The organism is Plantactinospora alkalitolerans (assembly GCF_015690345.1).
GTDB lineage: Bacteria > Actinomycetota > Actinomycetes > Mycobacteriales > Micromonosporaceae > Plantactinospora > Plantactinospora alkalitolerans.
Genome location: NZ_JADPUN010000435.1, coordinates 1 through 21,647, shown reverse-complemented (window position 1 = coordinate 21,647; position 21,647 = coordinate 1). Strand labels below are relative to the sequence as shown.

The window sequence follows — 21,647 nt, the reverse complement described above, 5'->3', positions numbered from 1 at the left end:
CCGGGGCCAGCGCCCCGGCACCCACCCCCGACGGGGTACGCGCCGCGCTCACCCCGCTGCTCACCTCGTCGGTGCTGGGCGACGAGGTGAACATCTCAGTGGTCGACGCCGTCACCGGTGAGGCGCTCTACGAGAACGGCCAGGACACTCCGACGGTGCCGGCGTCGACGACGAAACTGGTCACCGCCGCGACCGTCCTCGCGGCTCGCGGGCCGGCGTACCGGATCCCCACCCGGGTGGTCGCCGGGCCGAATCCGGGCGAGGTGGTGATCATCGGGGCCGGCGATCCGACGCTGGCGGTGAACGCCACCGCCTGGTACCCGGGCGCGGGGCGGCTCGACCGGCTCGCCGCCCAGGTGAAGAAGGCGCTCGGCGGCACCGCCCCGACGAAGGTGATCGTCGACGGAAGTCTCTTCCCCGGCCCGAACGTCGGTCCCGGCTGGGACGCGGACGCCCACGTCGGCGGCTTCGGCGCGGTCATCACCGCGTTGATGACCGATGGCGCCCGGATCGATCCGAAGGACAAGTCCCGTGGGCCGGAACGGTCGGACAAGCCCGCCCAGGCCGCCGGCCGGTCCTTCGCCAAGCTGCTGGACCTGCCGGCGTCGGCGGTGACGGAGGGCAAGGCGCCGCCGTCCTCCCCGGCCTCGCCGACCACCGCCGCGAGCGCCAGCCCCGCGACGATCGCCGCCGGCACCGAACTGGGCCGGGTGCACTCGCCGCCGATGATCCGGTTGGTCGAGTTCATGCTCCGGGAGAGCGACAACGTGGTGGCCGAGACGTTGGCCCGGCAGGTCGCGCTGGCCCGGAACAAGCCGGCCTCGTTCGAGGGGGCCGCGGTCGCGATGGACGAGGTGGTCGCCGAACTCGGCCTGCCGGCGGCGGAGAGTTCGCTCGCTGACGGAAGCGGCCTGTCCCGCTCCAACCGGGTCACCCCCAGCCTGCTGACGGACGTGCTCGCGCTGGCCGCCAAGGGGACCCGACCGGAACTCGCCGGGCTGTTCCCCGGACTGCCGGTGGCCGCCTGGTCGGGCACGCTCGACGACCGGTTCGAGCGCTCCGGCGAGCGGCCGACGAAGGCCGGAGCGGGAGTCGTACGGGCCAAGACCGGCACCCTGAGCGGGGTGCACGCGATCTCCGGCGTGGTGACGACCCTCGACGGCCGGCTGCTCGCGTTCGCGGTACTTGCCAACAAGGTGCCGGGTGGCCCGGACCAGGCGCAGCCCGAACTGGACCGGATCGCGACCGCCCTGGCCCAGTGCGGCTGCCGCTGAGTTCCGTCGGAAGTGTTAGGAAGGGCCCCTTCTTATACAAAAAGCGATAAGAAGGGGCCCTTCCTTACACTCGGTCAACAGTGTCGCGACCCGGGTACCGTGGGATGCATGGCGCAGTTCGTGGACTGGGATCTGGCCGCCGCCACCGCCGGGGCGTTGGGAAAATCGGGACCTCGGGTCTCGTACGACGAGGCCACCGAGGTGGTCGCCGATCTACGGCGGCTTACGGACGAGGCCGCTGGGCATGTGCTGGCGTACACCGGGCTGCGGCCACAGGTGGCCCATCCGCCGGTACGGGTGGTGGACCGCCGGGACTGGGCCGCCACCAACATCGCGGGGCTGCGTGAGGTGATCACTCCACTGATCAACCGGCTGTCCGGAGACAAGGCGCCGGGGGTCATCACCGACACGATCGGTTCCCGGCTGACCGGCGTACAGGCCGGTACGGTGCTCGCGTACCTCTCCGGCCGGGTACTCGGCCAGTACGAGGTCTTCTCCGCCGATCCGGGCCAACTGCTGCTGGTCGCGCCCAACATCGTCGAGGTCGAGCGGAAGTTGCAGGCCGATCCCAGGGACTTCCGGCTCTGGGTCTGCCTGCACGAGGTGACCCACCGGACCCAGTTCACCGCCGTGCCGTGGATGCGCGGGCACTTCCTCGGCGAGGTGCAGGCGTTCGTCGACGCCTCGCAGGCCGGTGGCGACAACTTCCTGGACCGGCTGCGCCGGGGGGTCAGTACGCTCTCCGACTCGGTCCGTAACCCGGACAGTCGGGCGAGCGTGCTCGACATCGTGCAGACGCCGGGGCAACGGGCCGTACTGGACCGGCTGACGGCGCTGATGACCCTGCTGGAAGGGCACGCGGAGTTCGTCATGGACGGCGTCGGGCCGGAGGTCATTCCGAGCGTGGAGACGATCCGGGCCCGGTTCAACCGGCGTCGGGAGTCGGGCAGCCCGCTGGAGAAGGCGATTCGCAAGTTGCTCGGCGTGGACGTGAAGATGCGCCAGTACGCCGAGGGGCGCAAGTTCGTGCACGGGGTGGTGGACCGGGTCGGGATGGACGGCTTCAACCGGATCTTCAGCTCGCCGCTCACCCTGCCCCGGCTGGAGGAACTCTCCGACCCCGACGCCTGGGTCGCCCGGGTGCACGGTCCGGTCGGTCCGGTCGCCGCCACCGGCTGACCCGGAGACCTCGTGGCCGCCCTGCCTCCGCCGGTCGCGGCGATCCGGGTCGCCGTCCGGCGGGCGCTGACCGACGTACCCCGGGACCGTCCGGTCCTGGTCGCCTGCTCGGGCGGCGCCGACTCGCTCGCGCTGGCCGCCGCCACCGCGTTCGTCGCGCCCCGGCTCGGCGTCGCCGCCGGTCTGGTCAGCGTCGACCACGGACTACAGGCCGGTTCGGCGGTCCGGGCGGCCGAGGTGGCGCAGTGGGCGCGAGAGGTCGGGTTCGCGCCGGCCGAGGCGGTGGCCGTCCAGGTCGCCGGGCGGCCGGGTGGGCCGGAGGCGGCCGCCCGGGAGGCCCGCTACCAGGCCCTGGTCGGCGCGGCCCACCGGTACGACGCGTCGACGGTGCTGCTCGGGCACACCCGGGACGACCAGGCCGAGACGGTGCTGCTGGCGCTGGCCAGAGGAGCCGGGTCGCGGGGGTTGGCCGGCATGCCGGTGCAGCGGGAGCTGGCCGGGGTGGTCCTGTCCCGCCCGCTGCTGGACGTTTCCCGGGAGCAGACCCGCAAGGCGTGCGCGATGCTGGGGCTGACCCCGTGGGAGGACCCGCACAACACCGACGACCGGTACGCGCGCGCCCGGGTCCGGGCCGAGGTGCTGCCGGTGCTGGTCCGGACGCTCGGGCCGGGCGTGCTGGACAACCTGGCCCGGACCGCCCGGCTCGCCGCGGCGGACACCGCCGCGCTGGACGAACTCGCCCGGGTCGGGTACGCCGAGGCGCGGATCACTCCCGGCGGGACCCGAAGCGCCGGCGGAACGGTCGACGGGCTGGCCGTATCGGTGCTCGCGGCGATGCCGGCCGCGGTGCGTACCCGGGTCCTGCACCTGTGGGCCCGCGAGTTGGGCGCGTCGCCGGCCGCTCTGTCGCACCGGCACGTCGCGGCGCTCGATGCCCTGGTCACGGCCTGGCGGGGACAGGGGCCGGCGCATCTGCCCGGCGGGATCCGGGCGACCCGGCGCGGCGCAGAGCTGCTGGCCGAGCAGGACGGCGGGCTGGTGGCAGAGCGGGACGGCGGGCCGGTGGCAGAGCGGGGACAAGGGCCGGCCGTGGAGTAGAGCGGCGGGCAGGTCGCGGGGTAGACATGACCCATGGCCTACCCCCGACAGCCGGTCTTCGCGCCGAACGGCGCCGTCGCCACCAGCCAGCCGCTCGCCGCCGCCGCCGGGCTGGCGGTGCTGCGTCGGGGTGGCAACGCGGTGGACGCCGCCCTCGCCACCGCCATCACGCTCACCGTCGTCCAGCCCGGCTCCAACGACATCGGCGGTGACCTGTTCGCCATCGTCTGGGACGGGCAGCGGCTGCACGGGCTGAACGGGTCCGGCCGGTCCCCGGCCGCGCTGACCCGGGACGCGGTGCTCGCCGCCACCGGCGGCCGGGGCGCGGAGCCGACCGGGGCGCACGGCGGAGCACAGGCCAGCGGTGCGGCGATGCCGGCCCGGGGCTGGCTCTCGGTGACCGTGCCCGGGGCTCCGGCGGGCTGGCGGGACCTGCACGACCGGTTCGGCTCGCTGCCCTTCGCCGACCTGTTCACCGACGCGGTCGGCTACGCCGAGCACGGCTTCCCCGTGTCGCCGAACGTCGCGGCGGGCTGGGCCCGGGCGGTACGCCAGCACGCCGAGCTGGTCGGCCCGGAGTACGCCGAGTGGGGCCGGGTCTTCACCATCGACGGTGGACGGGCCCCCCGGGCCGGGGAGAGGTGGCACAACCCGGATGCCGCCGGCACGTTGCGCCGGATCGCGGCAAGCGGCTCGGCGGCGTTCTACACCGGGGAGATCGCCGACGTGCTGGCCGGGTACGCCGCCCGGACCGGCGGGCTGCTATCCGGCGCAGACCTGGCCAAGCACTCCTCGAGCTGGGTGGATCCGATCCGGGCGACCTACCGGGGCCACGAGCTGTGGGAACTGCCGCCGAACGGCCAGGGCGTGGCGGCGCTGCTCGCGCTGAACGTCCTGGACGGCGTGGACCTGGCCGCGATGTCCCTGGACGAGCAGTTGCACTGGCAGATCGAGGCGACGAAGCTCGGCTTCGCCGACGCGCACGCGTACGTGGCCGATCCGGACCGGGTTCCGGTGCCGACGGCGGAACTGTTGACCCCGGAGTACGCCGCCGCCCGCCGGGCCCTGGTCACCGAGTTCGCCGGTACGCCGGCACCGGGCGACCCGGCGAAGGGTGGCACCGTCTACCTCTGCGCCACCGACGCCGACGGGATGATGGTGAGCCTGATCCAGTCCAACTACCTCGGCTTCGGCTCGTACGTCGTACCGTCGGGGCTCGGCTTCGGACTGCAGAACCGGGCCTCCGGGTTCAGTCTCGACCCGGCCCACCCCAACGTGGTGGCGCCCGGAAAGCGCCCGTTCCACACCATCATCCCGGGCTTCCTGACCCGCGACGGTGAGCCGGTGGGCCCGTTCGGGGTGATGGGTGGGCACATGCAGCCGCAGGGGCACGTGCAGGTCGTCTCGTCGACCGTGGACGCCGGCCTCGGGCCGCAGGCGGCACTGGACCGCCCGCGCTGGTACTGGCACGCGGGCAGGTCGGTGCTGGTCGAGCCGGCGCTGCTGGCCGACGAGTCCGGCCGCGACGTCGTCCGGCGGCTGCGGTCCCGTGGGCACGAGATCACCGTCGACGCCGAGCCGTCCGCCTTCGGTTACGGCCAGGCGATCTGGCGGCTGCCCGACGGCGGCTACGTGGCCGGGTCGGAGCCCCGGGCCGACGGGTGTGCCATCGGGTACTGACGGGTGTGCCATCGGGTACTGACGGATGTGCCATCGGGTACCGAGGGCGCTCCGCTCCGGGTCAGTTCGCCGCCGGTACCCAGTCGCCCGAGTTTGCCGGAACCCGCCCTCGGAAGGTCGACCGGTAGGCGTGCGGGGTCGCGCCGACGCGCCGGCCGAAGTGGTGCCGGAGGGTGGCACCGTCCCCGAATCCGGCCCGGGTGGCGACCGCCTCGATGCCCAGTTCGGTCTCCTCGAGCAGGCGCCGGGCCAGCAGGACACGCTGGTTGGTGATCCAGTCGTGCGGTGTGGTGCCGGTCTCGGCCCGGAACCGGCGGGCGAAGGTCCGCGGTGCCATGTGCGCCCGTCCGGCCAGGTCGTCGACCGTCAACTGCCGGTCGAGGTGGTTCATCAGCCAGCTCAGCACCGGTTCGAGGGTCGGTGCGTCCGGGGTACGCGGGATGGGTGCCTCGATGTACTGCGACTGCCCGCCGTCGCGGTGCGGGGGGACGACCATCCGCCGGGCGAGCTTGGTGGCGAGCGCCGAGCCGTGTTCCTGGCGTACCAGGTGCAGGCAGGCGTCGATGCCGGCGGCGGTGCCGGCGCCGGTGAGCAGGTTGCCGTCCTGCACGTAGAGGGCGTCGCACCGGACGTCCGCCTTCGGGTACATCCGGGCCAGGTCGTCGGCGTACCGCCAGTGGGTGGTGCACGCGCGCCCGTCGAGCAGACCGGCCGCGCCCAGCACGAAGGCGCCGGAGCAGACGCTCAGCACGTACGCCCCGCGCTCGTCGGCCCGGCGCAGCGCGTCCAGTACGACGTCCGGGATCGGGTCGCCGATGGTGTGTGCGGCCGGCACGGCGACCAGGTCGGCGTCCTGCACCGGGGTCAGGTCGGCGTGCGGGGTCAGCCCGAAGCCTGATCGGGTCCGGATCGGCTGGCCGTCGGCGGTGCAGAGGTGGAACCGGTAGCCGGGGAATCCGTCGGCGGTCCGGTCGGTGCCGAAGACCTCGCAGAGGACACCCAGTTCGAAGGTGGCCACCGGGTCGAGCGCGATCACTGCGACGTTACGGAGCATGTTCGTCAGGTTATCCGAAGAGTGGCAGAAAATCGATGGTCCATGGCAAAGCTGCCACTGTCCGGACCGGCGCGGCTGGTCGAAGATTGACGTATCAGCCGGTGCGCACCGGCGGCGAAATCCCAGAACACCTGATCAAGACCGGGAAATCCGTCCCGGCCCGATCGGGAATCCTGACCGGGAGGTCACGCCGCCATGGAACTCTTCCTCAGCCTCTTCTTCCTCGTCCTGCTCCTCGCCTCCCTGCTCGGCCTCACCTCCGACAGCCGTGACTCGGCCGACTGGCGGCCCAGCAACGGTGGCTGGCGATCCTCGCCGCGTTCCTGACGACGGCGCCGAGAAGTGCGTGCCTGGCCAGCCGGGGTGGACACCGCGTGAAGGTGCCGCCCCGGCGACGGGCCCGAACCGGCGTACGGCAGGCTAGGCCCATGGCTCAGGGCTCCTGGTACGACGCCGACATCGACCATGTGATCATCTCGGAGGAGCAGATTCGGGAAAAGATCGCGGAACTGGCCAAACAGGTGGCCGCGGACTACGCCCCCGTCACGGACGGACTCCTGCTGGTGTGCGTGCTCAAGGGAGCGGTCATGTTCATGGCCGACTTCGCCCGCGCACTCGGCCGGCACGGGCCACCCGCCGAACTCGAGTTCATGGCCCTCTCCTCGTACGGGCAGGGCAGCACCTCGTCCGGGGTGGTACGGATCCGCAAGGACCTCGACCGGGACATCGCCGGCCGGCACGTGGTGGTGGTCGAGGACATCGTCGACTCCGGGCTCACCCTGTCCTGGCTGCTCCGGTACCTGGAGTCCCGGGCGGCGGCGAGCGTCGAGGTGGTCGCGCTGTTCCGCAAGCCCGACGCGATCAAGGTCTCGGTGCCGGTGAAGTACGTGGGTTTCGACATTCCGAGCGAATTCGTCGTCGGCTACGGCCTGGACTTCGGCGAGCGCTACCGTGAGGTTCCCTACGTCGGCGTGCTGAAGCCCGAGGTCTACGCCCGGTCCTGACCTGGGGCGCCGTCGGCCAAAGACGCTGGTCGGAGCGGTCCGGGCCCCGCCGCGCCGCCCGTCGCCCCGGCCCATCCCGATTGTCGGCGGGAAATATCGAGTCGACGTACAGCGCGCTCCCAGGAATCACGGCTACGGTATGCGGTGGTGGCACGCAAGCATCCCGCGCCGGGTCTCCTGCCCTGTTTGACCCGAAAGGGTCGACCATCCAGGGCGGATGGCCGGAGTTGGTCTGCCGTCACCCGGCACACGGGCGGGAGTGAATCCGTTACCCCAGGGCTCGCAGGCTCGCTCCTCGCGTTCACGGTGTACCGTCGAATGACCGCGGCGCGGTACCTAGCGTCCGGTGTCGAGCCGGCTAGCACATAGACGGCTTCGGCCGTCGCCTCGGCGGCGACAGAAGGCAACCAGACGATCAGGACGTCGATCAGGAGGGTCCGGGCGTTACGGCGCTCGATACAGCATGGAACGTACGCGTTTCTTCCGCCGCCCGGTGGTCTGGATCATCCTGGTGATCATCGGTGCGATTGCGCTCAGCTCATTCTTCAGTGGCGGCCCGAGCTATCACAAGGTCGAGACCAACGTGGTGCTCGATCAGCTCAACAAGGGCGGCATACAGAAGGCCATCTTCCAGGACAAGGAGCAGACGCTCCAGCTGGACCTGAAGGACTCGGCCAAGTTCGGTGACACGAACACGGACAAGATCCAGGCCCAGTTCCCGTACGAGGTCGGCGACGAGGTCTGGAACCAGGTCGCCGCGGCCAGGGGGGCGGGCCGGATCACCGGTCCGATCGACACCGAGGTCTCCGGCGACAACATCTTCGTGTCGCTACTGGTCAACCTGCTGCCGATCGCCATTCTGGTGATCCTCCTGCTGCTGTTCATGTCCCAGATGCAGGGTGGCGGCTCCCGGGTCCTGAACTTCGGCAAGTCCAAGGCGAAGATGATCACCAAGGACACCCCGAAGACCACCTTCGCCGACGTCGCGGGCTCGGAAGAGGCCGTCGAGGAACTGCACGAGATCAAGGATTTCCTGCAGAATCCGGCGAAGTACCAGGCCCTCGGCGCCAAGATCCCCAAGGGCGTACTGCTCTTCGGCCCGCCCGGTACCGGTAAGACGCTGCTGGCCCGGGCCGTGGCCGGCGAGGCCGGCGTGCCGTTCTACTCCATCTCCGGCTCCGACTTCGTCGAGATGTTCGTCGGTGTCGGCGCGAGCCGGGTGCGTGACCTGTTCGAGCAGGCCAAGGCGAACGCTCCCGCGATCGTCTTCGTCGACGAGATCGACGCCGTCGGTCGGCACCGTGGCGCCGGCATGGGCGGCGGGCACGACGAGCGGGAGCAGACGCTCAACCAGCTCCTGGTCGAGATGGACGGCTTCGACACCAAGGGCGGCGTGATCCTGATCGCCGCGACCAACCGGCCGGACATCCTCGACCCGGCGCTGCTGCGCCCGGGCCGGTTCGACCGGCAGATCGCGGTGGACACCCCGGACATGGAGGGCCGCAAGGCGATCCTGCGGGTGCACGCGAAGGGCAAGCCGTTCTCACCGGACGTCGACCTCGACGCGGTGGCCCGGCGTACCCCGGGGTTCACCGGTGCGGACCTGGCCAACGTGGTCAACGAGTCGGCGCTGCTGACCGCCCGTGGTGACAAGCGGGCGATCTCCAACGACGCGTTGGAGGAGTCGATCGACCGGGTGGTCGCCGGCCCGCAGCGCCGGACCCGGGTGATGAGCGACAAGGAAAAGAAGATCACGGCCTACCACGAGGGCGGGCACGCGCTGGTCGCCTGGGCGCTGCCACACTCCGCCCCGGTGCACAAGGTCACGATCCTCTCCCGCAGCCGCTCCCTCGGACACACGCTGGTGCTGCCGACCGAGGACAAGTACACCCAGACCCGGGCCGAGATGATCGACACGCTGGCGTACGCGCTGGGCGGTCGGGCGTCCGAGGAACTGGTGTTCCACGAGCCGACCACCGGTGCCGCGGATGACATCGTGAAGGCCAGTGCGCTGGCCCGAGCGATGATCACCCAGTACGGCATGAGCTCCAAGCTCGGTGCGATCAAGTACGGCACCAGCGGTGACGAGCCGTTCCTCGGCCGCAGCATGGGCCACGAGCGGGACTACTCCGACGCGGTGGCAGCCGAGATCGACGCCGAGGTGCGGTCGCTGATCGAACTGGCTCACGACGAGGCCTGGGAGATCCTGGTGGAATACCGGGACGTCCTGGACAGCCTCGTGCTCGAGCTGATCGAGAAGGAGACCCTCTCCACGGCCGACATGGCCCGGATCTGTGCCCGGGTGGTCAAGCGGCCGCCGATGGCCCCGTACAACGGGTTCGGCAAGCGGCAGCCGTCGACCGAGCCTCCGGTGCTCACCCCGGGTGAGAAGGAGAAGCTCAAGGCGCAGGCCGAGGCCGACGGCGTCCGGGCGGCCATCGGAGGTACCAGCAACAACACGACGCCGAACTCGGACGGCTCACACTGAGCGGGACCGACCAGGCCGCCGGCGATCATGCCGGCGGCCTGGCCGTGTCCGCCACCGAACCGGACGGCGACGACGACGAGCTGGACTATCTCGCCGCCCGGCTGGTCAACGGCAAGCTCGGCGGAGGCCCGATCGAGGCGGCCGTCGACCTGAACCGGATCGAGAAGGCGGTACGGGAGATCCTGATCGCCGTCGGCGAGGATCCGGACCGCGACGGCCTCCGGCAGACGCCGGCCCGGGTCGCCCGCGCGTACGCCGAACTCTTCGCCGGGCTGCGGGTGGACCCCGCCCAGGTGCTCAGCACGACCTTCGAGGCCAACCACGACGAGCTGGTGCTGGTCCGCGACATCGATGTGATCAGCCTCTGTGAGCACCACCTGCTGCCGTTCCGGGGCGTGGCGCACGTCGGCTACATCCCGGGGGACAGCGGCCGGATCACCGGGCTGTCCAAGCTCGCCCGGCTGGTCGAGGTCTACGCCCGCCGGCCGCAGGTGCAGGAACGACTCACCTCGCAGATCGCCGATCTGCTGATGAGCCGGCTCGAACCGCGCGGCGTACTGGTCGTGCTGGAGTGCGAACACATGTGCATGGCGATGCGAGGCATCCAGAAGTCCGGTGCCAAGACCATCACCTCGGCGGTCCGTGGCCTCCTGAAAGAGGACGCCAAGTCCCGGGCCGAGGCGATGTCCCTGATCATCCATGGCTGATCCGGGTCAGAACAGGTAGATCCCGCCGACGCAGAGCACGACCAGCAGGAGCAGCGCCCCCAGCGCGTACGCACCGTAGAGCAGCATCCGGGACCAGGCCAGTGGACCGGTGCCCGGCACTTCGGTCGCCGAATCCGCCGCGTCCGCGGTCGCCCGTGCCTCCCGCAGCGCCGCCAGTACCGCCTCGGGTCCGGCGGCCATCGCCCGCCCGGCCGCCGCCACCTCCGGCCCGGACGGCCGCAGATCCCCCTCGGGTACGCCCAGCGCCCGCAGCCGGGACTGCTGCGGCACCAGCCGGGCCCGGATCCCGGTCAGCTCCTCCCGGGCGGTGCGCACGCCCTGCGCCTGTTCACCGGCGGCGGTGGCCGCGGTCCGGCGTACCGCGTCCAGCCGCTGGGCGGCGGCCAGGTAGTCCTGCCAGGCGTCCCCGCTCACCGGGCGTTCGCCGCCGTCGGCGTGGCGTACGGGACGACCAGACTGGTCCGGTCGGTGCGGCGGTCGTAGAGCAGGGCCCGGCCGGGACGGGGTCGCCACCGTACGGCCCGACCCAGCAGCCGGGCCACCTCCGGTTCGGGTACGTCGAGGAAGAGCAGGTGATCGATCGTCGCCGGGTTGCCGGGCCCCGTGCCGTCCGACCGTTCGCCGTCGGGCTCCGGGGCGCCGCCGGTGGCCGGCTCCGGCTCGGCCACGGCCGCGAGCTGGTCGGCGAACCGACGTACGCCGCGCCACCAGGAGATCAGGTGCACGCCCCGGGCCGGCCCGTCCCGGAGCAGCGCCCGCAGCCCTTCCGCCGGAACCGCACCGGGAGCTGCCCCGTCCATTCCGAAGACCACCAGGTAGCCGGGCCCGGCGAGGTCGAGCGCGCCGGCCAGGCCGGCGGTGTCGACCTGCTCGACGGGGTGCCGCCGGGCGATCTCGGCACACAACGCCGCCGCCGTCGGGTCCGCCTCGTCGACCAGCGAGGCGACCACGAACCGGACGTCGCCGGGGGCATGTTGCGCCGCCAGGCTCCGGACCAGGCCGTCCAGCACGTCCTCGGCGGCCGGTCCCGGTCCGAGGACCGCGAGATGTCGGCCCGGCGACGGGTCGAGCGGAACCGCCGCCGGACGCAGTGGCACCTCGACCACCTGGCCGAGCAGCGCGACAACCGGTCCGGTGGGTTCGGCGGCCGGCTCCGAAGCGTCGGGCCGGGGCGGCGCCAGGTAGCCGGTGAAGACGGCCGGACCGGTCGATCCGGCGGGCCGGTCCGCCCAGAGCCGGTGCCGCAGCACGGCGAGCGCGTCGGCGTCGGTGTGCGGGTCGGGAAACCGGACCATCCGTTCGTGTCCCCGGGTCGCGCCGCGCGGCCCGCCGAGTCCGCCGGCCGTGTTGACCACCGCCGTACCCAGGGGCAGGCCGGCTGCCGCGTCGTTCGTCGGTTCCAGCACGTCCGCACCGCCGGGCAGCGCCACCCGGACCGGGAACTGCGCGAGGAAGGGGTCCCGCCGGGCGCGCAGCGCGGCCAGGGCCGGCGTCGGCCGGCCGGTCAGGATCAGGTGTACGCCCGCCGAGCGCCCGCGCCGGGCCACCGACTCCAGCCGGCGCAGCGCCTCGGCGGTCACCGCGTCGTCCTCGGCGAGCAGCGTCGGGAACTCGTCCAGCACGCAGAGGATCCTCCGCCGATCCGGTTCGGTGCTCCGGCGGTCGAGTTCCGTGTCGAGTTCGCGGAGCAGCGCGAGGCCGTACTCCCGATCGGCCTGTACGCCGACCGCCCGTACGTGCGGCAACCACGGCCGGCCCGGGTCGGCACCGTCCTCGGGCAGGAACCCGTCCGCCCGTTCCGGAACGATCTCGGTGAACGCCGTGCCGTCGGCGAAGTCGACCAGATAGAGGGCCAGCTCGTCGGGGTGGTACCGGGTACAGAGACCGTAGAGCACGTTGATCAGGAAGGCGCTCTTGCCGGCGCCGGCCCGGCCGCCGACCAGCCAGTGCGGGGTGCGCTCGTCGAAACCGAGCGAAACCGGCCGCTCCCCGGCATGGCCGACCGTGGTGCTCAGGCCCTTCGCCGCGCTCTCGGTCCAGAGACCGTCCGACGGATCGGGCAACAGCTCGTCGAGGGTGCGGCGGTAGTCGGCGTGGAACCGCGCGGCGAGGTCCCGGCAGACCCGGTCCAGCAGCGGGGTCGGCGGGGACTCGTCGAGGAACACCGGAGCGTTCAGCCCGGTACCGGGCAGCTGCGGTCCCGGGCTGCCGAACGAAGCCCCCGGCGGGTCGCCGACCAGCGCGTACGGGTTGCGCAGCGAGATCATCGTGCTCCGGGCCAGCGGCGCCTGGCTGGTCTGCGCGGTCAGCGGCGGAGGCGGCCAGCCCGCGACGAGCAGGTGCAGCCCCGCCTCGGGGCCCTCCCGGGCCAGTGCGCCGATCCGGGCCAGGTCGGCCGGTTCGGTCAACTCCGGCAGCGAACCGATCACCACCAGCAGGGTGCGGTCGTGCCGGTTGTACCGGGCGGTGGCCGGACGGGTCGGCCGTACCCACTGCTCCGCCTCTGCGAGCACGGCCCGCAGCCCGGTGCGGTCGGTGACCGGCGGCGGCATCAGGCCGGCGTCGGCGAGCGGCGCGAACGGTGCGAAGAGCTGGCCGGCGGTGGCCGTGTCGATCCCGCGTACCAGCAGCGAGCCGGCCGGGGCGGCGGCCAGCAGCCGGAGCAGCACGGACCGGAGCAGCCCGGCCACCCGGGGATCGCGGCTGTCCGCGTCGACGGTGAGGTGCCCGGTGCCGAGCAGCGGTATCACCGCGGGGAAGCGCGCGTCGTCGAGCGGCTGGGCGATGCCGATCCGGACGAACGCCGGCACGTCCGGCCCACCCAGCGGGGCGTCCTGCGACTGGGCGTCCAGCGGTGCGCCCAGCCAGCCCGGGGCGAGCAGGCTCGCGGCGGCCCGCAGCCGCTCGGCGAGCTCGTGCTGTTCCCGCTGGTCGGCGGGGATCGGCCGGATGGCGTCCAGTACGCCCCCCGCGGCGGCGATGGTCGCGGCGGCTCGGCGGTGCAGCGCGGCGGCCGTACCGGCGGCGGCCCGCCAGCGGACCGTGGCGGCCGGGCTGGTCGGTCCCCTCCAGGTCTCCACCGCACCAACTCCTCCGCCTGTCGGCCCTGGCCGCCGTCCCGCGCCCGGCTCCCTGTCCTGCTGCGGAGCACCGGAGCGCGTCGCCTCGTCCTGGACTCCAGACGGTATCCCAGCCGGCCGGCATCTTCGCGGACCTGCCGCGATGGTCGGCCAGGAACTTGTGGCACAGCTGGTGGTCGGTACCGCAGACCTGCTCGGTGCACACCCGGATGGCCAGGGCGGGCCGTGGCGGAGGGGCCGGGGCGGGACAGTGGAAACTACGGGTTGCTCCCGTTTGGTTACCAAGCTGGAATTCGCGGCCATTGGGTACGGCAGCGCCAGCCGATAGCCTCGAGGTGTGGAATCAGTGCACCCCCCGGCCGATTCCCAGGTGTCCCGCGTACCCACGCAACGGACTCCGCCCGGACAGGCCGACGCCCCGCCGGTCGCATCGCCACCGGCGCCCCGCCGCAGGCGGCTGTCCGTCGTGCTGGCCGTGGTCGGCGGTGCCCTGGCGCTGCTCGTCCTGGCCGGCGCCGCCATCGCGTACGTCGCCTACGACCGCTTCACCGCACCCGACCGCAGCGCCCCGGACGTGGTCGTCGACAACTACCTGCGGGCCTACCTCGTCGACCACAACGACGTACTGGCCAAGCAGTTCGAGTGCGCCGACTCCTCGACGGGGCTGGCCGAGCTGGCCGGGCTGCGGACCGACCTCTCGGCCCGGGAGAAGCAGTTCCAGGTCACCTTCGTGGTGAAGTGGGGCCCGCTGGAGGTACGGGCCCAGGGGTCCCGGGCCGAGGTCTTCGTGGAACTCGTGATCTCCTACCTGGTCGAGAACCTGAACCAGAGCGACCACCAGCGGTGGCGGTTCGTCACCGAGCGGGACGACGACTGGCGGATCTGCGAGGCCGGGCGCGCGAGCTGACCCGCCCGTCCGCTGTGACGGGTCGGAGTGGTCACTCGATCCAGAGCAGGTGGACCGGCACCTCCAGCGTGGTCGGCGGTCGGCCGCTCCACGCCCAGCGGTACCAGTCCAGTTCGGCGGTCACCCGTACGCAGATGTCCCCGTCCGCGCTGGTGTAGACCTCGGTGACGGCCCGTAGATCGCGCCGCTCCACCGCGTCGGCGACCTGCACCACCCGGCGGCCGGCGACCGCATCGGCCTCCACCACCGGCACCGGGGGCCGGTGCGTCGGCGCGTCCAGCGAGACCAGTCGCGAGATCACGTCGGGCCGGGCGGGACGGGGAACGGGGGATCCGCCGCCCTCCCACGGCGACGCCTCGCCGAGCGTCTCCACCCAGACCCGGTCCGCCGGCACCAGCGGCGCGAAGACCTCGATCTGTTCGGCCTCGGCCCGGTACCACTCGTGCTCGGCCAACACCGGCACGTAGGTACGGCTGCCCTGCACCACCCGCTCGTCCGCCCGGAGGTCGGCCCGCCAGCCGAGACCGGGCAGGCCGACGAGCACCCGCCGCCCCCGCAGGTCCACCCGGCTCGCGGCGGGGGCGAGAACGATCGGTCGGGGCGGCACCGGCGCCCAGTCGGGCTGCCCGGCGAAGGGATCAGGAAGTGGATCGTGGCTCACGGGTGGCTCCGCCTGTTCATCCGCCAGCCGTCAGCGGAGCGCCCCGGTCCCGCATGAACGGCACCGGGTTGATCGCGCCGTTCCTGCTCCGGTCCCCGCGCAGGTGCACCTCGAAGTGCAGGTGCGGCCCGGAGGAGTTGCCGCTCGAACCGACCCTGCCGATCACCTGCCCGGCCTCCACCATGTCGTTCTTGCCCACCATCGGTCTGCTGACCATATGGCAGTACCGGGTGATCACGTTGCCGGCGTGCAGAATGTCGACGAACCAGCCGCAGCCGCCCTTGCCCGGATAGCCGTCGACGTCACAGCTCAACCGGCCCCGCCGGTCCGGATCGCACCGGGACACCAGTACCCGGCCGTCCGCCGCCGCGCGGATCTCGGTCGTGTACTTCGCGGCCCCGATGTCGACACCGTTGTGCGAAGGCCGGTGGGCGGTACGGAATCCCGACCCGACCCCGCCCGGAATCGGCGCCGTCCAGCCGGACGCGGCGATGTCGGAGCCGTCGGCACAGTCGAGCCCGAGGTCGGTGCCGACGGACCGGGCCGCACCGCCGGTCAACGCGTTCACGATCTCCGTCGCGATCGGCTCGTGCTTGGCGTACGCGTCCGGAAAGGCGCTGACCTGCACCGACTGGGCGACGCCGGAGAGCGGCCGCCGCTGCCAGTTCCGTACCTTCTTCAGCTTCTCGTAGAACTTCCGGGCCGCGTACTCCGGAGTCCGCAGCTGGGTCGGGGTGCCCCAGCCCTGGCTGGGCCGCTGCTGGAAGAGTCCGACCGAGTCGTGGTCGTTGTCCGAACCCAGGTGCGGCAGGTTGGCCAGGCCGGACTCCTGCATCGCGGTGGCGACGGCGATCACCCAGCCCCGGGGCGGGATGCCCATCTCCTTGCCGACCTTGATGATGACGGCGGCGTTCCGCATCTGCGGGGCCTTGTACGGGCCGACCAGCGGCAGGTCACCGTCGAGCTTGATCGGGCCGTCCGAGCCGCAGCCGAGGGTCGTCGCCGCCAGGTTCTGCTCCTCGTTGGCGAACATGGTCACCAGGAACGCACCGGTCCCCCCGACACAGCAGAGCAGGACGAGCGCGGCGGTCAGCGCCACCGCCAGCGCGACCCGGCGGACCGGCCGCCGGGTCGTCGGACCGTGGTCAGTCATCCCGCCTCCACCTTCCGCGCCCGCCTCAGCGCCGTTGCCAGTCCACCGTGTCGACCTGCCACCGGCCCTGCGGCGCGACCAGCCCGAGCCGGAGTTCGCCGGAGTCCACCGGTACGACCACCTCGACGAGGCTGTCGGTGCGGGGTACCACCACCGGCTCGCCGGTGATCTGGTCCGCCGGCACGCCGACCGGGTCGACGCCGCTGAGCTTCTCGGCCAGTTCGGTCGTGGCCAGCGGCCGGAGTGCCTCGTGCCACTGCTCCGCCGTCACGTCGCGGTGGTCGAGCCAGGCGGTGGCGAACGACCGGGCCACCGCCACCGGGGCGGGAGCCCCCGGACTGGTCCACGGCGTCGGCTCCTCGGACACCGTCAGCCCGTCGTCGCCGGCCGACGGGTCGGCGGTGCTGATCGGGCTGACCGGCCCGCCGAGCGGGCCGGGCCCGCCGCTGCCGGGTCCGGCGACCAGTCGGGCCGCGCCGACGATGCCGATGATGACGACGGCGAGCCCGAGCGCCAGGCCGAGCCGGGACCGCAGTACCCGGGTGAAGAGGAACTCGATCGCCCGCCGCATCCGCAGGTCACCTGGCCTCGGAGCGGATCCGGGGTGCCGGGGTCGGCTTCGGATCGGGTGCGGGCGCCGAGTCGGGTCGGTAGATGACGTAGGAGGGGTTCTCCGCCGGCACGTCGGGCTCGGTCCACTCCGCCGGCCGGTGTCGGGACGGCCGACCCGGTGCCGGCCGGGATCCGGAACCGCCCTCGGACGGGGCCGTCGGCGTCGTGGAGGCCGGCTCGGCGGCCCGATCGGTGGCGTTCTCCGCGCGCTCCGCGCGACCGGCGGCGGCGTGCGCCGGATCCTCGTGCCGGCTCTCCGGCCGGACGTTGGTCTGGATCACGAGGGTGCGGTTCTTGACCCGTACGTCACCGGCACGGTCGTCCGACGGATCGAGCCGGGACGCGGCCCGGACGTCCCGGAAGAACCGGCGGTGCCACGAGCCGGCGGCGCCGACGACCTCGGTGCTGTCCTTGCCGCCGAGCTGGGTGATCCGGCGGTACGGGCGCAGCAGCAGCCAGCCCACCACACCGCACAGCCAGATCAGTGCCACCTGCAACCAGCCGGGGATCGTCGAGGTGCTCATCACCAGGTCCACCGCGAACAGGTAGATGGCGGCGCCGGTGCCGAAGATGGCGATGTTGAAGACGGCCGCGACCACGGCGTTGCCCAGCCGGCGCAGCCCGGCGCTGGCCGGGCGCATCAGCCCCACCGTGCCGAGCACGGGGGTGGCGATGACGGCCCACCGGAACAGCAGGAAGCCGAGCAGCACCAGTACCGAGGCGGTCAGGTCGAACATCGCGAACAGGATCGCGGCCAGGATGGCGATCAGGCCGGCGCCGATCCGGTCCGAGTCGCGGGCGCCGCGCAGGTACTCGTACGCCTCCTTGTCCTCGGCCTTGATCTGTTCGGCGACCTTCATCCACTGTTCCTGCTTGGCCTCGACCGCGGCGTCCCGGGTGTCCGGGTTGGCGTCGATCCTCGCGGCCTCTTCCCAGGTGAACGCCTTGGCGTCGTACAGCGCCCGGCCGTACTTGCGGGCCGTCTCGCTGTCCGAGGAGCCGAGCGCGCCGCGCAGCCAGTTGCGGTAGAGCATCGTCTCGGTCGTCGTGTCGCTGGCCCGCACCGCCGGCGGCCGGTTGTCCTTGCAGGCCGAGCTGGTGGGCGACGCGCACTTGTCGGCCGGGATGTCCCTGGCCCGGGGACCGACCGCCTCGTGCACCACGTTCAGCGTGGTCACCAGCGTGCCGTCGGCGAGGTTGGCGGACCGGACCGGCCAGGCCGCGATGGCGGTCACCGCGACCATCACCAGCACCGCCCAGCCGGCGGTGGTCATCGCGTTGCTCATGTCGGACTGCCGGGACCGCCAGAGCAGGTAGAGGCCGACCACGCAGAGGGTGATGATGCCGAAGACGCTGAAGACCCGCTCGTAGACGGCCCTGGTGGCCTGCTCGACAAGTGGGTCGGCCCAGTCCCACATGGTCCGTGGGTCCCAGGCCCGTTCGCGGAGCGCGTTCGACGCGCCGATGATCGCGGTGGCGATCCGGATCTCGCCGTCCGCGATCTTGTTGAACACCTTGCTGCCCGGATCGATCACGTCCGAGGCACAGCCGCCCGAGTCGTCGTACGTCTCGTAGCTGTAGCCGGCGTTGCCGTACTCGGTGTACATCCCCTTCACGCCCGGCTGCTTGCTCGCCTCCGGGCGGGACGCGAACCAGCCGCCGAAGCCCGAGTCCGGCTTGGTCGGGGTCGGCGGGTGCAGACACTGGGCGGTGGCCTCGCTGACGTCGGCGAGCCGCTCGACGCAGGCGCGGAAGTCCGCCTCCCACTCGGCGGTGGTGCAGAGGGCGACCTTGGCCCGGGTCGGGACCGGTGCGGCGGACGCGGGCGCCGCGCTGCCGAGCACCGGCCAGACGAGGGTGGCGCTCGCGAGCACCCCGATCGCGAGCAGCAGGGCCGCGACGCGGGCTCCGGTCCTCGCCATGGTCAAGCCTCCAGGTCCGCGATCGGGGAGGGCAGGTTCGCCGTGACGGCCTTGGCCGTGACCGGGGTGGTGTCGAGGTGGTCGAGCAGGCCCTGCACGTACGACACGTCCACCCGGACCTTCTGCACCCGGCCGTCCACGTCCCGCATCACGAACTCGCGGAAGCCGAGCCGGTCCGCCGACGAGCTGTCCACGGCGGACAGCGAGGCGAGGGTCGCCTCGTAGCCGTCGTTCACCGGCACCCGGAGCAGTCGCAGCGCCTCCGAGGCGATGTCGACGTCCTCGGCGATCCGCCCGACGAAGACGGTGGAGACGAGGTTCTGCACGTCGAGGCCGAGGATGTCCTTCGGGTTCTGTGACGAGACCAGCGCCGCGAGGTTCCACTTCCGGGAGTCCCGGGCCAGCCGGACCAGGAACGACCGGCCGGACCGCCAGCCCTCCATGAAGTGCGCCTCGTCCAGGCCGACCATCTTGCGGGACGACATCGAGCCGCCGTAGCAGCGGCGTACCGCGAGCCGGTGTGCCGTGTGCAGCATCGGCAGCGCGAGGGCCTCCTCGGCGGACCAGTACTCCCGCTCGATCTTCAGGTCGGGCAGCCGCAGCCCGGCCATGGTGATCACGGTCAGCGTGGCGTCGGCACCGAGCAGACCCTCCGGCGGACGGCCGAAGAAGAGCAGCGCGAGCGGCATCTCGGCGGTGTCGAGGAGCAGGTTCGCCAGCTCCCGGCCCTCGTCCTCCAGCCCGGACAGGCAGGCCACCACGTCGTCCAGGGTGGACGTCTCCTCGGCCGGCACCTGCCGGACCGCGTGCCGGAACAGCGTCGCGGTGGACGCCTCCCGGGCCACCTGCGGCGGCACCAGCATCATGCAGATGTCCTGGACCAGCATCCGCCGTTCGGCCCGGGCGTTGGAGACGGCGATCTGGAACTCCCGGTCGCCGCCCGTCCCGGTCGGGAACTCGGTGCGCAGCGGAGTGGGAATCAGCGCGTACGGGGCCAGGGTGCCGTGCTCGGAGCCGGTCAGGTTCAACACCCGGGAGTACGGCCGCAGTTCCGGCATCGCGCAGAGCCGGGCGAGCGGGCCGGACGGGTCCAGCAGGGTCACCTGGACCCCGCGCCGGGCGTTGAGGTAGCCGAGCGCGCCGAGCAGGGTCGACTTGCCACCGCCCGGCTCGGCGACGAAGACGGCGAGCCCGGAGCGTTCCCGTACCTCCATCGGAAAGTGCAGGTCGAGGAAGACCGGCCGGCGGCAGGTCCCGGCGGTCCGGCCGATCAGGTCACCGCGCCGGTCGCCGACCGTGGAGGCGGCCTGGGGCAGCGCCGCGGCGAGCAGGTTGACCGGCATCCGGCGCAGGTAACCGGTGTTGGCGATCGGCTCGCCGGGAATGAACTCGCGGGCCAGCCAGTCCTGGTTCTTCGGGTGCTGCAACGAGACGCGCAGCTCCCGCGAGTAGAGCTGGATCAGCCGTCGGGCCCGCTCCAGGCACTCCTCCCGGGTACGCCCACCGACCGCGATCCGGTGCCAGCCGTGCGCGCGGGCGGATTCCACCGGCAGCCCGGTGGTCATCTCGTCGCCGATCACCAGGGCCCGCTTGGCCAACCGTTCCAGCTCCGGCGGGGCGTCGATGCCGTGCTCGGCGTAGTCGAGCTGCTGGGACCGGATCATCCGCAGCCGGTGTTCCAGGTTCCGGAACGAGTCGCCCGGACCGAGGATGTCGACCCGGGTGGAGATCTCCATCGGCCACGGCAGCCGCTCGTGGAAGTGCAGCCAGGGCTCGTGCCGCTCGGGGATCTCCAGCGGCTCCATCCGGCCGACCGCCAGTACGGCGACGTGCCGCTCCTCGCCGGTCATCCGGTTGACCAGCTTGACCGTCGACCCGTACGGGGTGCGGTAGCGCTCGACCTGTTCGGTCAGGGCGAGCAGGTCACCGCGTTCCCAGTGCCCGTTCGTGATCGGTGAGAGGGTGCCGGGGGGCGCCATGCAGAGCGCGACGGAGCGGTAGAGCAGCCACTCCAGTTCCTCGGCGGTGACCTGCCGGCCGCGCATGCCGAACGCGCCCAGCACCTCGTCGAACTGCTCGACGGTGCGCCCGAGCTTGCGTCGTTCGCCGTCGGCGACCCCACGGCCGAACGCGCGCAGGACCCGCTCGGCGAGGTTGTTGCCCAGCGACCGGCGGGCGAACGTGACGCCGAGGTAGGTCTGGCCCTCGGCGTGGTTGACCGAGAGCAGGTGGCGCTGGGCGGCGACCAGGTGGTCCGACCAGCTCGGCGCCCCCGTCACGGTGGCCAGTGGCGCCGGGGTGTGCGAGTCGATCGTCCGGGCCCACTCGTCGGCCGGGAACGGCCGGGTGGTGCGCCGCAGGTGCAGCCGGAACCCGGCGAGCCCGGCGTACTGCTCGGAGATCGCCGAGAGCAGCGCCTCCCGTTCGGCGTCCGGCCGGAAGGCCCAGCGCACCTCCGGCAGCCAGTACCAGGCGGTGACGGTGTTCGGGGTGAACGTCAGATGACCGGCTATCTCGGTGATGGCCAGTTCGACGGCGGGGTCGCGGTCGCCGAACCGCACCTTCGGCGCGCGTACCCGCTGGGGTTTCGTCACCGCCACCGGTTCCGGGCGGACCGGCTTCGGCTTCGTCCGGCGCTGCTTCGGTGGGACCGGCGCCGGGTCCCGATCGGGCTGCCTGGTCGAGCGCCGGGCGGGCGCGGTCGCCGACGCCTGGTCGGCGGGCTCGCGGACCACCGGCAGGCTGGTCGGGTGCTCGCCGTCGCGCTGGTGCGGCGCGGGGCTCGGCCGGCCACCGAACGCCTCGGC

17 protein-coding genes are annotated in these 21,647 nt (G+C 72.5%); 9 read left to right on the top strand and 8 right to left on the bottom strand.

Annotated elements, in window-relative coordinates; all coding sequences use genetic code 11:
* From dacB to I0C86_RS42430, 4 genes are all read left to right on the top strand, one after another.
* Window positions 1–1,274 (top strand): D-alanyl-D-alanine carboxypeptidase/D-alanyl-D-alanine endopeptidase (dacB, locus tag I0C86_RS42445; protein WP_196206964.1); only part of this gene is annotated, 1,274 nt, incomplete at its 5' end.
* Window positions 1,275–1,382: 108 nt separating this feature from the next.
* Entirely contained in the window at window positions 1,383–2,453 is a 1,071-nt protein-coding gene (locus I0C86_RS42440; protein WP_196206963.1) for a zinc-dependent metalloprotease, read from the top strand.
* Between the two features lie 12 nt (window positions 2,454–2,465).
* The gene (gene tilS / locus I0C86_RS42435) at window positions 2,466–3,551 is read left to right on the top strand and encodes a tRNA lysidine(34) synthetase TilS (protein WP_196206962.1); all 1,086 of its coding nucleotides are present in this window, start codon (window positions 2,466–2,468) and stop codon (window positions 3,549–3,551) included.
* Between the two features lie 33 nt (window positions 3,552–3,584).
* Window positions 3,585–5,231: a gamma-glutamyltransferase family protein gene (locus I0C86_RS42430; protein WP_196206961.1), complete on the top strand. Its 1,647-nt coding sequence runs from the start codon at window positions 3,585–3,587 to the stop codon at window positions 5,229–5,231.
* A 61-nt stretch (window positions 5,232–5,292) separates the two neighbouring features.
* Here I0C86_RS42430 and I0C86_RS42425 read toward each other — a convergent pair whose 3' ends face one another.
* The gene (locus tag I0C86_RS42425) at window positions 5,293–6,285 is read right to left on the bottom strand and encodes a GlxA family transcriptional regulator (protein ID WP_196206960.1); all 993 of its coding nucleotides are present in this window, start codon (window positions 6,283–6,285) and stop codon (window positions 5,293–5,295) included.
* A gap of 195 nt (window positions 6,286–6,480) precedes the next feature.
* Here I0C86_RS42425 and I0C86_RS44710 point away from each other — a divergent pair, with 195 nt between their 5' ends.
* From I0C86_RS44710 to folE, 4 genes are all read left to right on the top strand, one after another.
* Entirely contained in the window at window positions 6,481–6,612 is a 132-nt protein-coding gene (locus I0C86_RS44710) for a hypothetical protein (protein WP_255527965.1), read from the top strand.
* A 101-nt stretch (window positions 6,613–6,713) separates the two neighbouring features.
* On the top strand, window positions 6,714–7,289 hold the full coding sequence (gene hpt, locus I0C86_RS42420) for a hypoxanthine phosphoribosyltransferase (protein ID WP_196206959.1): 576 nt from the start codon (window positions 6,714–6,716) through the stop codon (window positions 7,287–7,289).
* 463 nt (window positions 7,290–7,752) lie between these two features.
* Window positions 7,753–9,777: an ATP-dependent zinc metalloprotease FtsH gene (gene ftsH, locus I0C86_RS42415; RefSeq protein ID WP_196206958.1), complete on the top strand. Its 2,025-nt coding sequence runs from the start codon at window positions 7,753–7,755 to the stop codon at window positions 9,775–9,777.
* A 38-nt stretch (window positions 9,778–9,815) separates the two neighbouring features.
* A complete protein-coding gene (gene folE, locus I0C86_RS42410) occupies window positions 9,816–10,484 on the top strand; it encodes a GTP cyclohydrolase I FolE (RefSeq protein ID WP_196206966.1) in 669 nt (222 codons plus the stop codon).
* Between the two features lie 6 nt (window positions 10,485–10,490).
* Here the strand turns inward: folE and I0C86_RS42405 are convergent, their stop codons facing one another.
* Entirely contained in the window at window positions 10,491–10,919 is a 429-nt protein-coding gene (locus tag I0C86_RS42405) for a hypothetical protein (RefSeq protein WP_196206957.1), read from the bottom strand.
* Window positions 10,916–13,585 (bottom strand): FtsK/SpoIIIE domain-containing protein, encoded by a 2,670-nt coding sequence (locus tag I0C86_RS42400; protein WP_407676413.1) that lies wholly within the window; start codon window positions 13,583–13,585, stop codon window positions 10,916–10,918. The genes I0C86_RS42405 and I0C86_RS42400 overlap by 4 nt, the downstream gene beginning before the upstream one ends.
* 337 nt (window positions 13,586–13,922) lie before the next feature.
* Between I0C86_RS42400 and I0C86_RS42395 the strand changes: the two genes are divergently transcribed.
* Window positions 13,923–14,492 (top strand): hypothetical protein, encoded by a 570-nt coding sequence (locus I0C86_RS42395; protein ID WP_407676412.1) that lies wholly within the window; start codon window positions 13,923–13,925, stop codon window positions 14,490–14,492.
* 31 nt (window positions 14,493–14,523) lie between these two features.
* On the opposite strand, the gene I0C86_RS42390 is transcribed toward I0C86_RS42395, so the two are convergent.
* The 5 genes from I0C86_RS42390 to I0C86_RS42370 all read right to left on the bottom strand — a co-directional run.
* The gene (locus I0C86_RS42390; protein WP_196206955.1) at window positions 14,524–15,153 is read right to left on the bottom strand and encodes a hypothetical protein; all 630 of its coding nucleotides are present in this window, start codon (window positions 15,151–15,153) and stop codon (window positions 14,524–14,526) included.
* Window positions 15,154–15,169: 16 nt separating this feature from the next.
* Complete coding sequence (locus tag I0C86_RS42385) at window positions 15,170–16,306, bottom strand: M23 family metallopeptidase (protein ID WP_196206954.1); 1,137 nt, start codon at window positions 16,304–16,306, stop codon at window positions 15,170–15,172.
* 25 nt (window positions 16,307–16,331) lie between these two features.
* On the bottom strand, window positions 16,332–16,877 hold the full coding sequence (locus tag I0C86_RS42380) for a hypothetical protein (protein WP_196206953.1): 546 nt from the start codon (window positions 16,875–16,877) through the stop codon (window positions 16,332–16,334).
* Window positions 16,878–16,884: 7 nt separating this feature from the next.
* Entirely contained in the window at window positions 16,885–18,840 is a 1,956-nt protein-coding gene (locus tag I0C86_RS42375) for an MFS transporter (protein ID WP_196206952.1), read from the bottom strand.
* Between the two features lie 2 nt (window positions 18,841–18,842).
* Window positions 18,843–21,647, bottom strand: a 2,805-nt coding sequence (locus tag I0C86_RS42370) for an ATP-binding protein (RefSeq protein ID WP_230395671.1), incomplete at its 5' end; no start/stop codon positions are given.

Excerpts from the sequence above, each read along its gene's own strand:
- I0C86_RS42440 (WP_196206963.1), top strand. The coding sequence starts at position 1,383 with ATGGCGCAGTTCGTGGACTGGGATCTGGCCGCCGCCACCGCCGGGGCG.
- I0C86_RS42375 (WP_196206952.1), bottom strand. The coding sequence starts at position 18,840 with ATGGCGAGGACCGGAGCCCGCGTCGCGGCCCTGCTGCTCGCGATCGGG.
- I0C86_RS44710 (WP_255527965.1), top strand. The coding sequence starts at position 6,481 with ATGGAACTCTTCCTCAGCCTCTTCTTCCTCGTCCTGCTCCTCGCCTCC.
- I0C86_RS42430 (WP_196206961.1), top strand. The coding sequence starts at position 3,585 with ATGGCCTACCCCCGACAGCCGGTCTTCGCGCCGAACGGCGCCGTCGCC.
- I0C86_RS42385 (WP_196206954.1), bottom strand. The coding sequence starts at position 16,306 with ATGACTGACCACGGTCCGACGACCCGGCGGCCGGTCCGCCGGGTCGCG.
- ftsH (WP_196206958.1), top strand. The coding sequence starts at position 7,753 with ATGGAACGTACGCGTTTCTTCCGCCGCCCGGTGGTCTGGATCATCCTG.
- hpt (WP_196206959.1), top strand. The coding sequence starts at position 6,714 with ATGGCTCAGGGCTCCTGGTACGACGCCGACATCGACCATGTGATCATC.
- I0C86_RS42380 (WP_196206953.1), bottom strand. The coding sequence starts at position 16,877 with ATGCGGCGGGCGATCGAGTTCCTCTTCACCCGGGTACTGCGGTCCCGG.
- I0C86_RS42425 (WP_196206960.1), bottom strand. The coding sequence starts at position 6,285 with ATGCTCCGTAACGTCGCAGTGATCGCGCTCGACCCGGTGGCCACCTTC.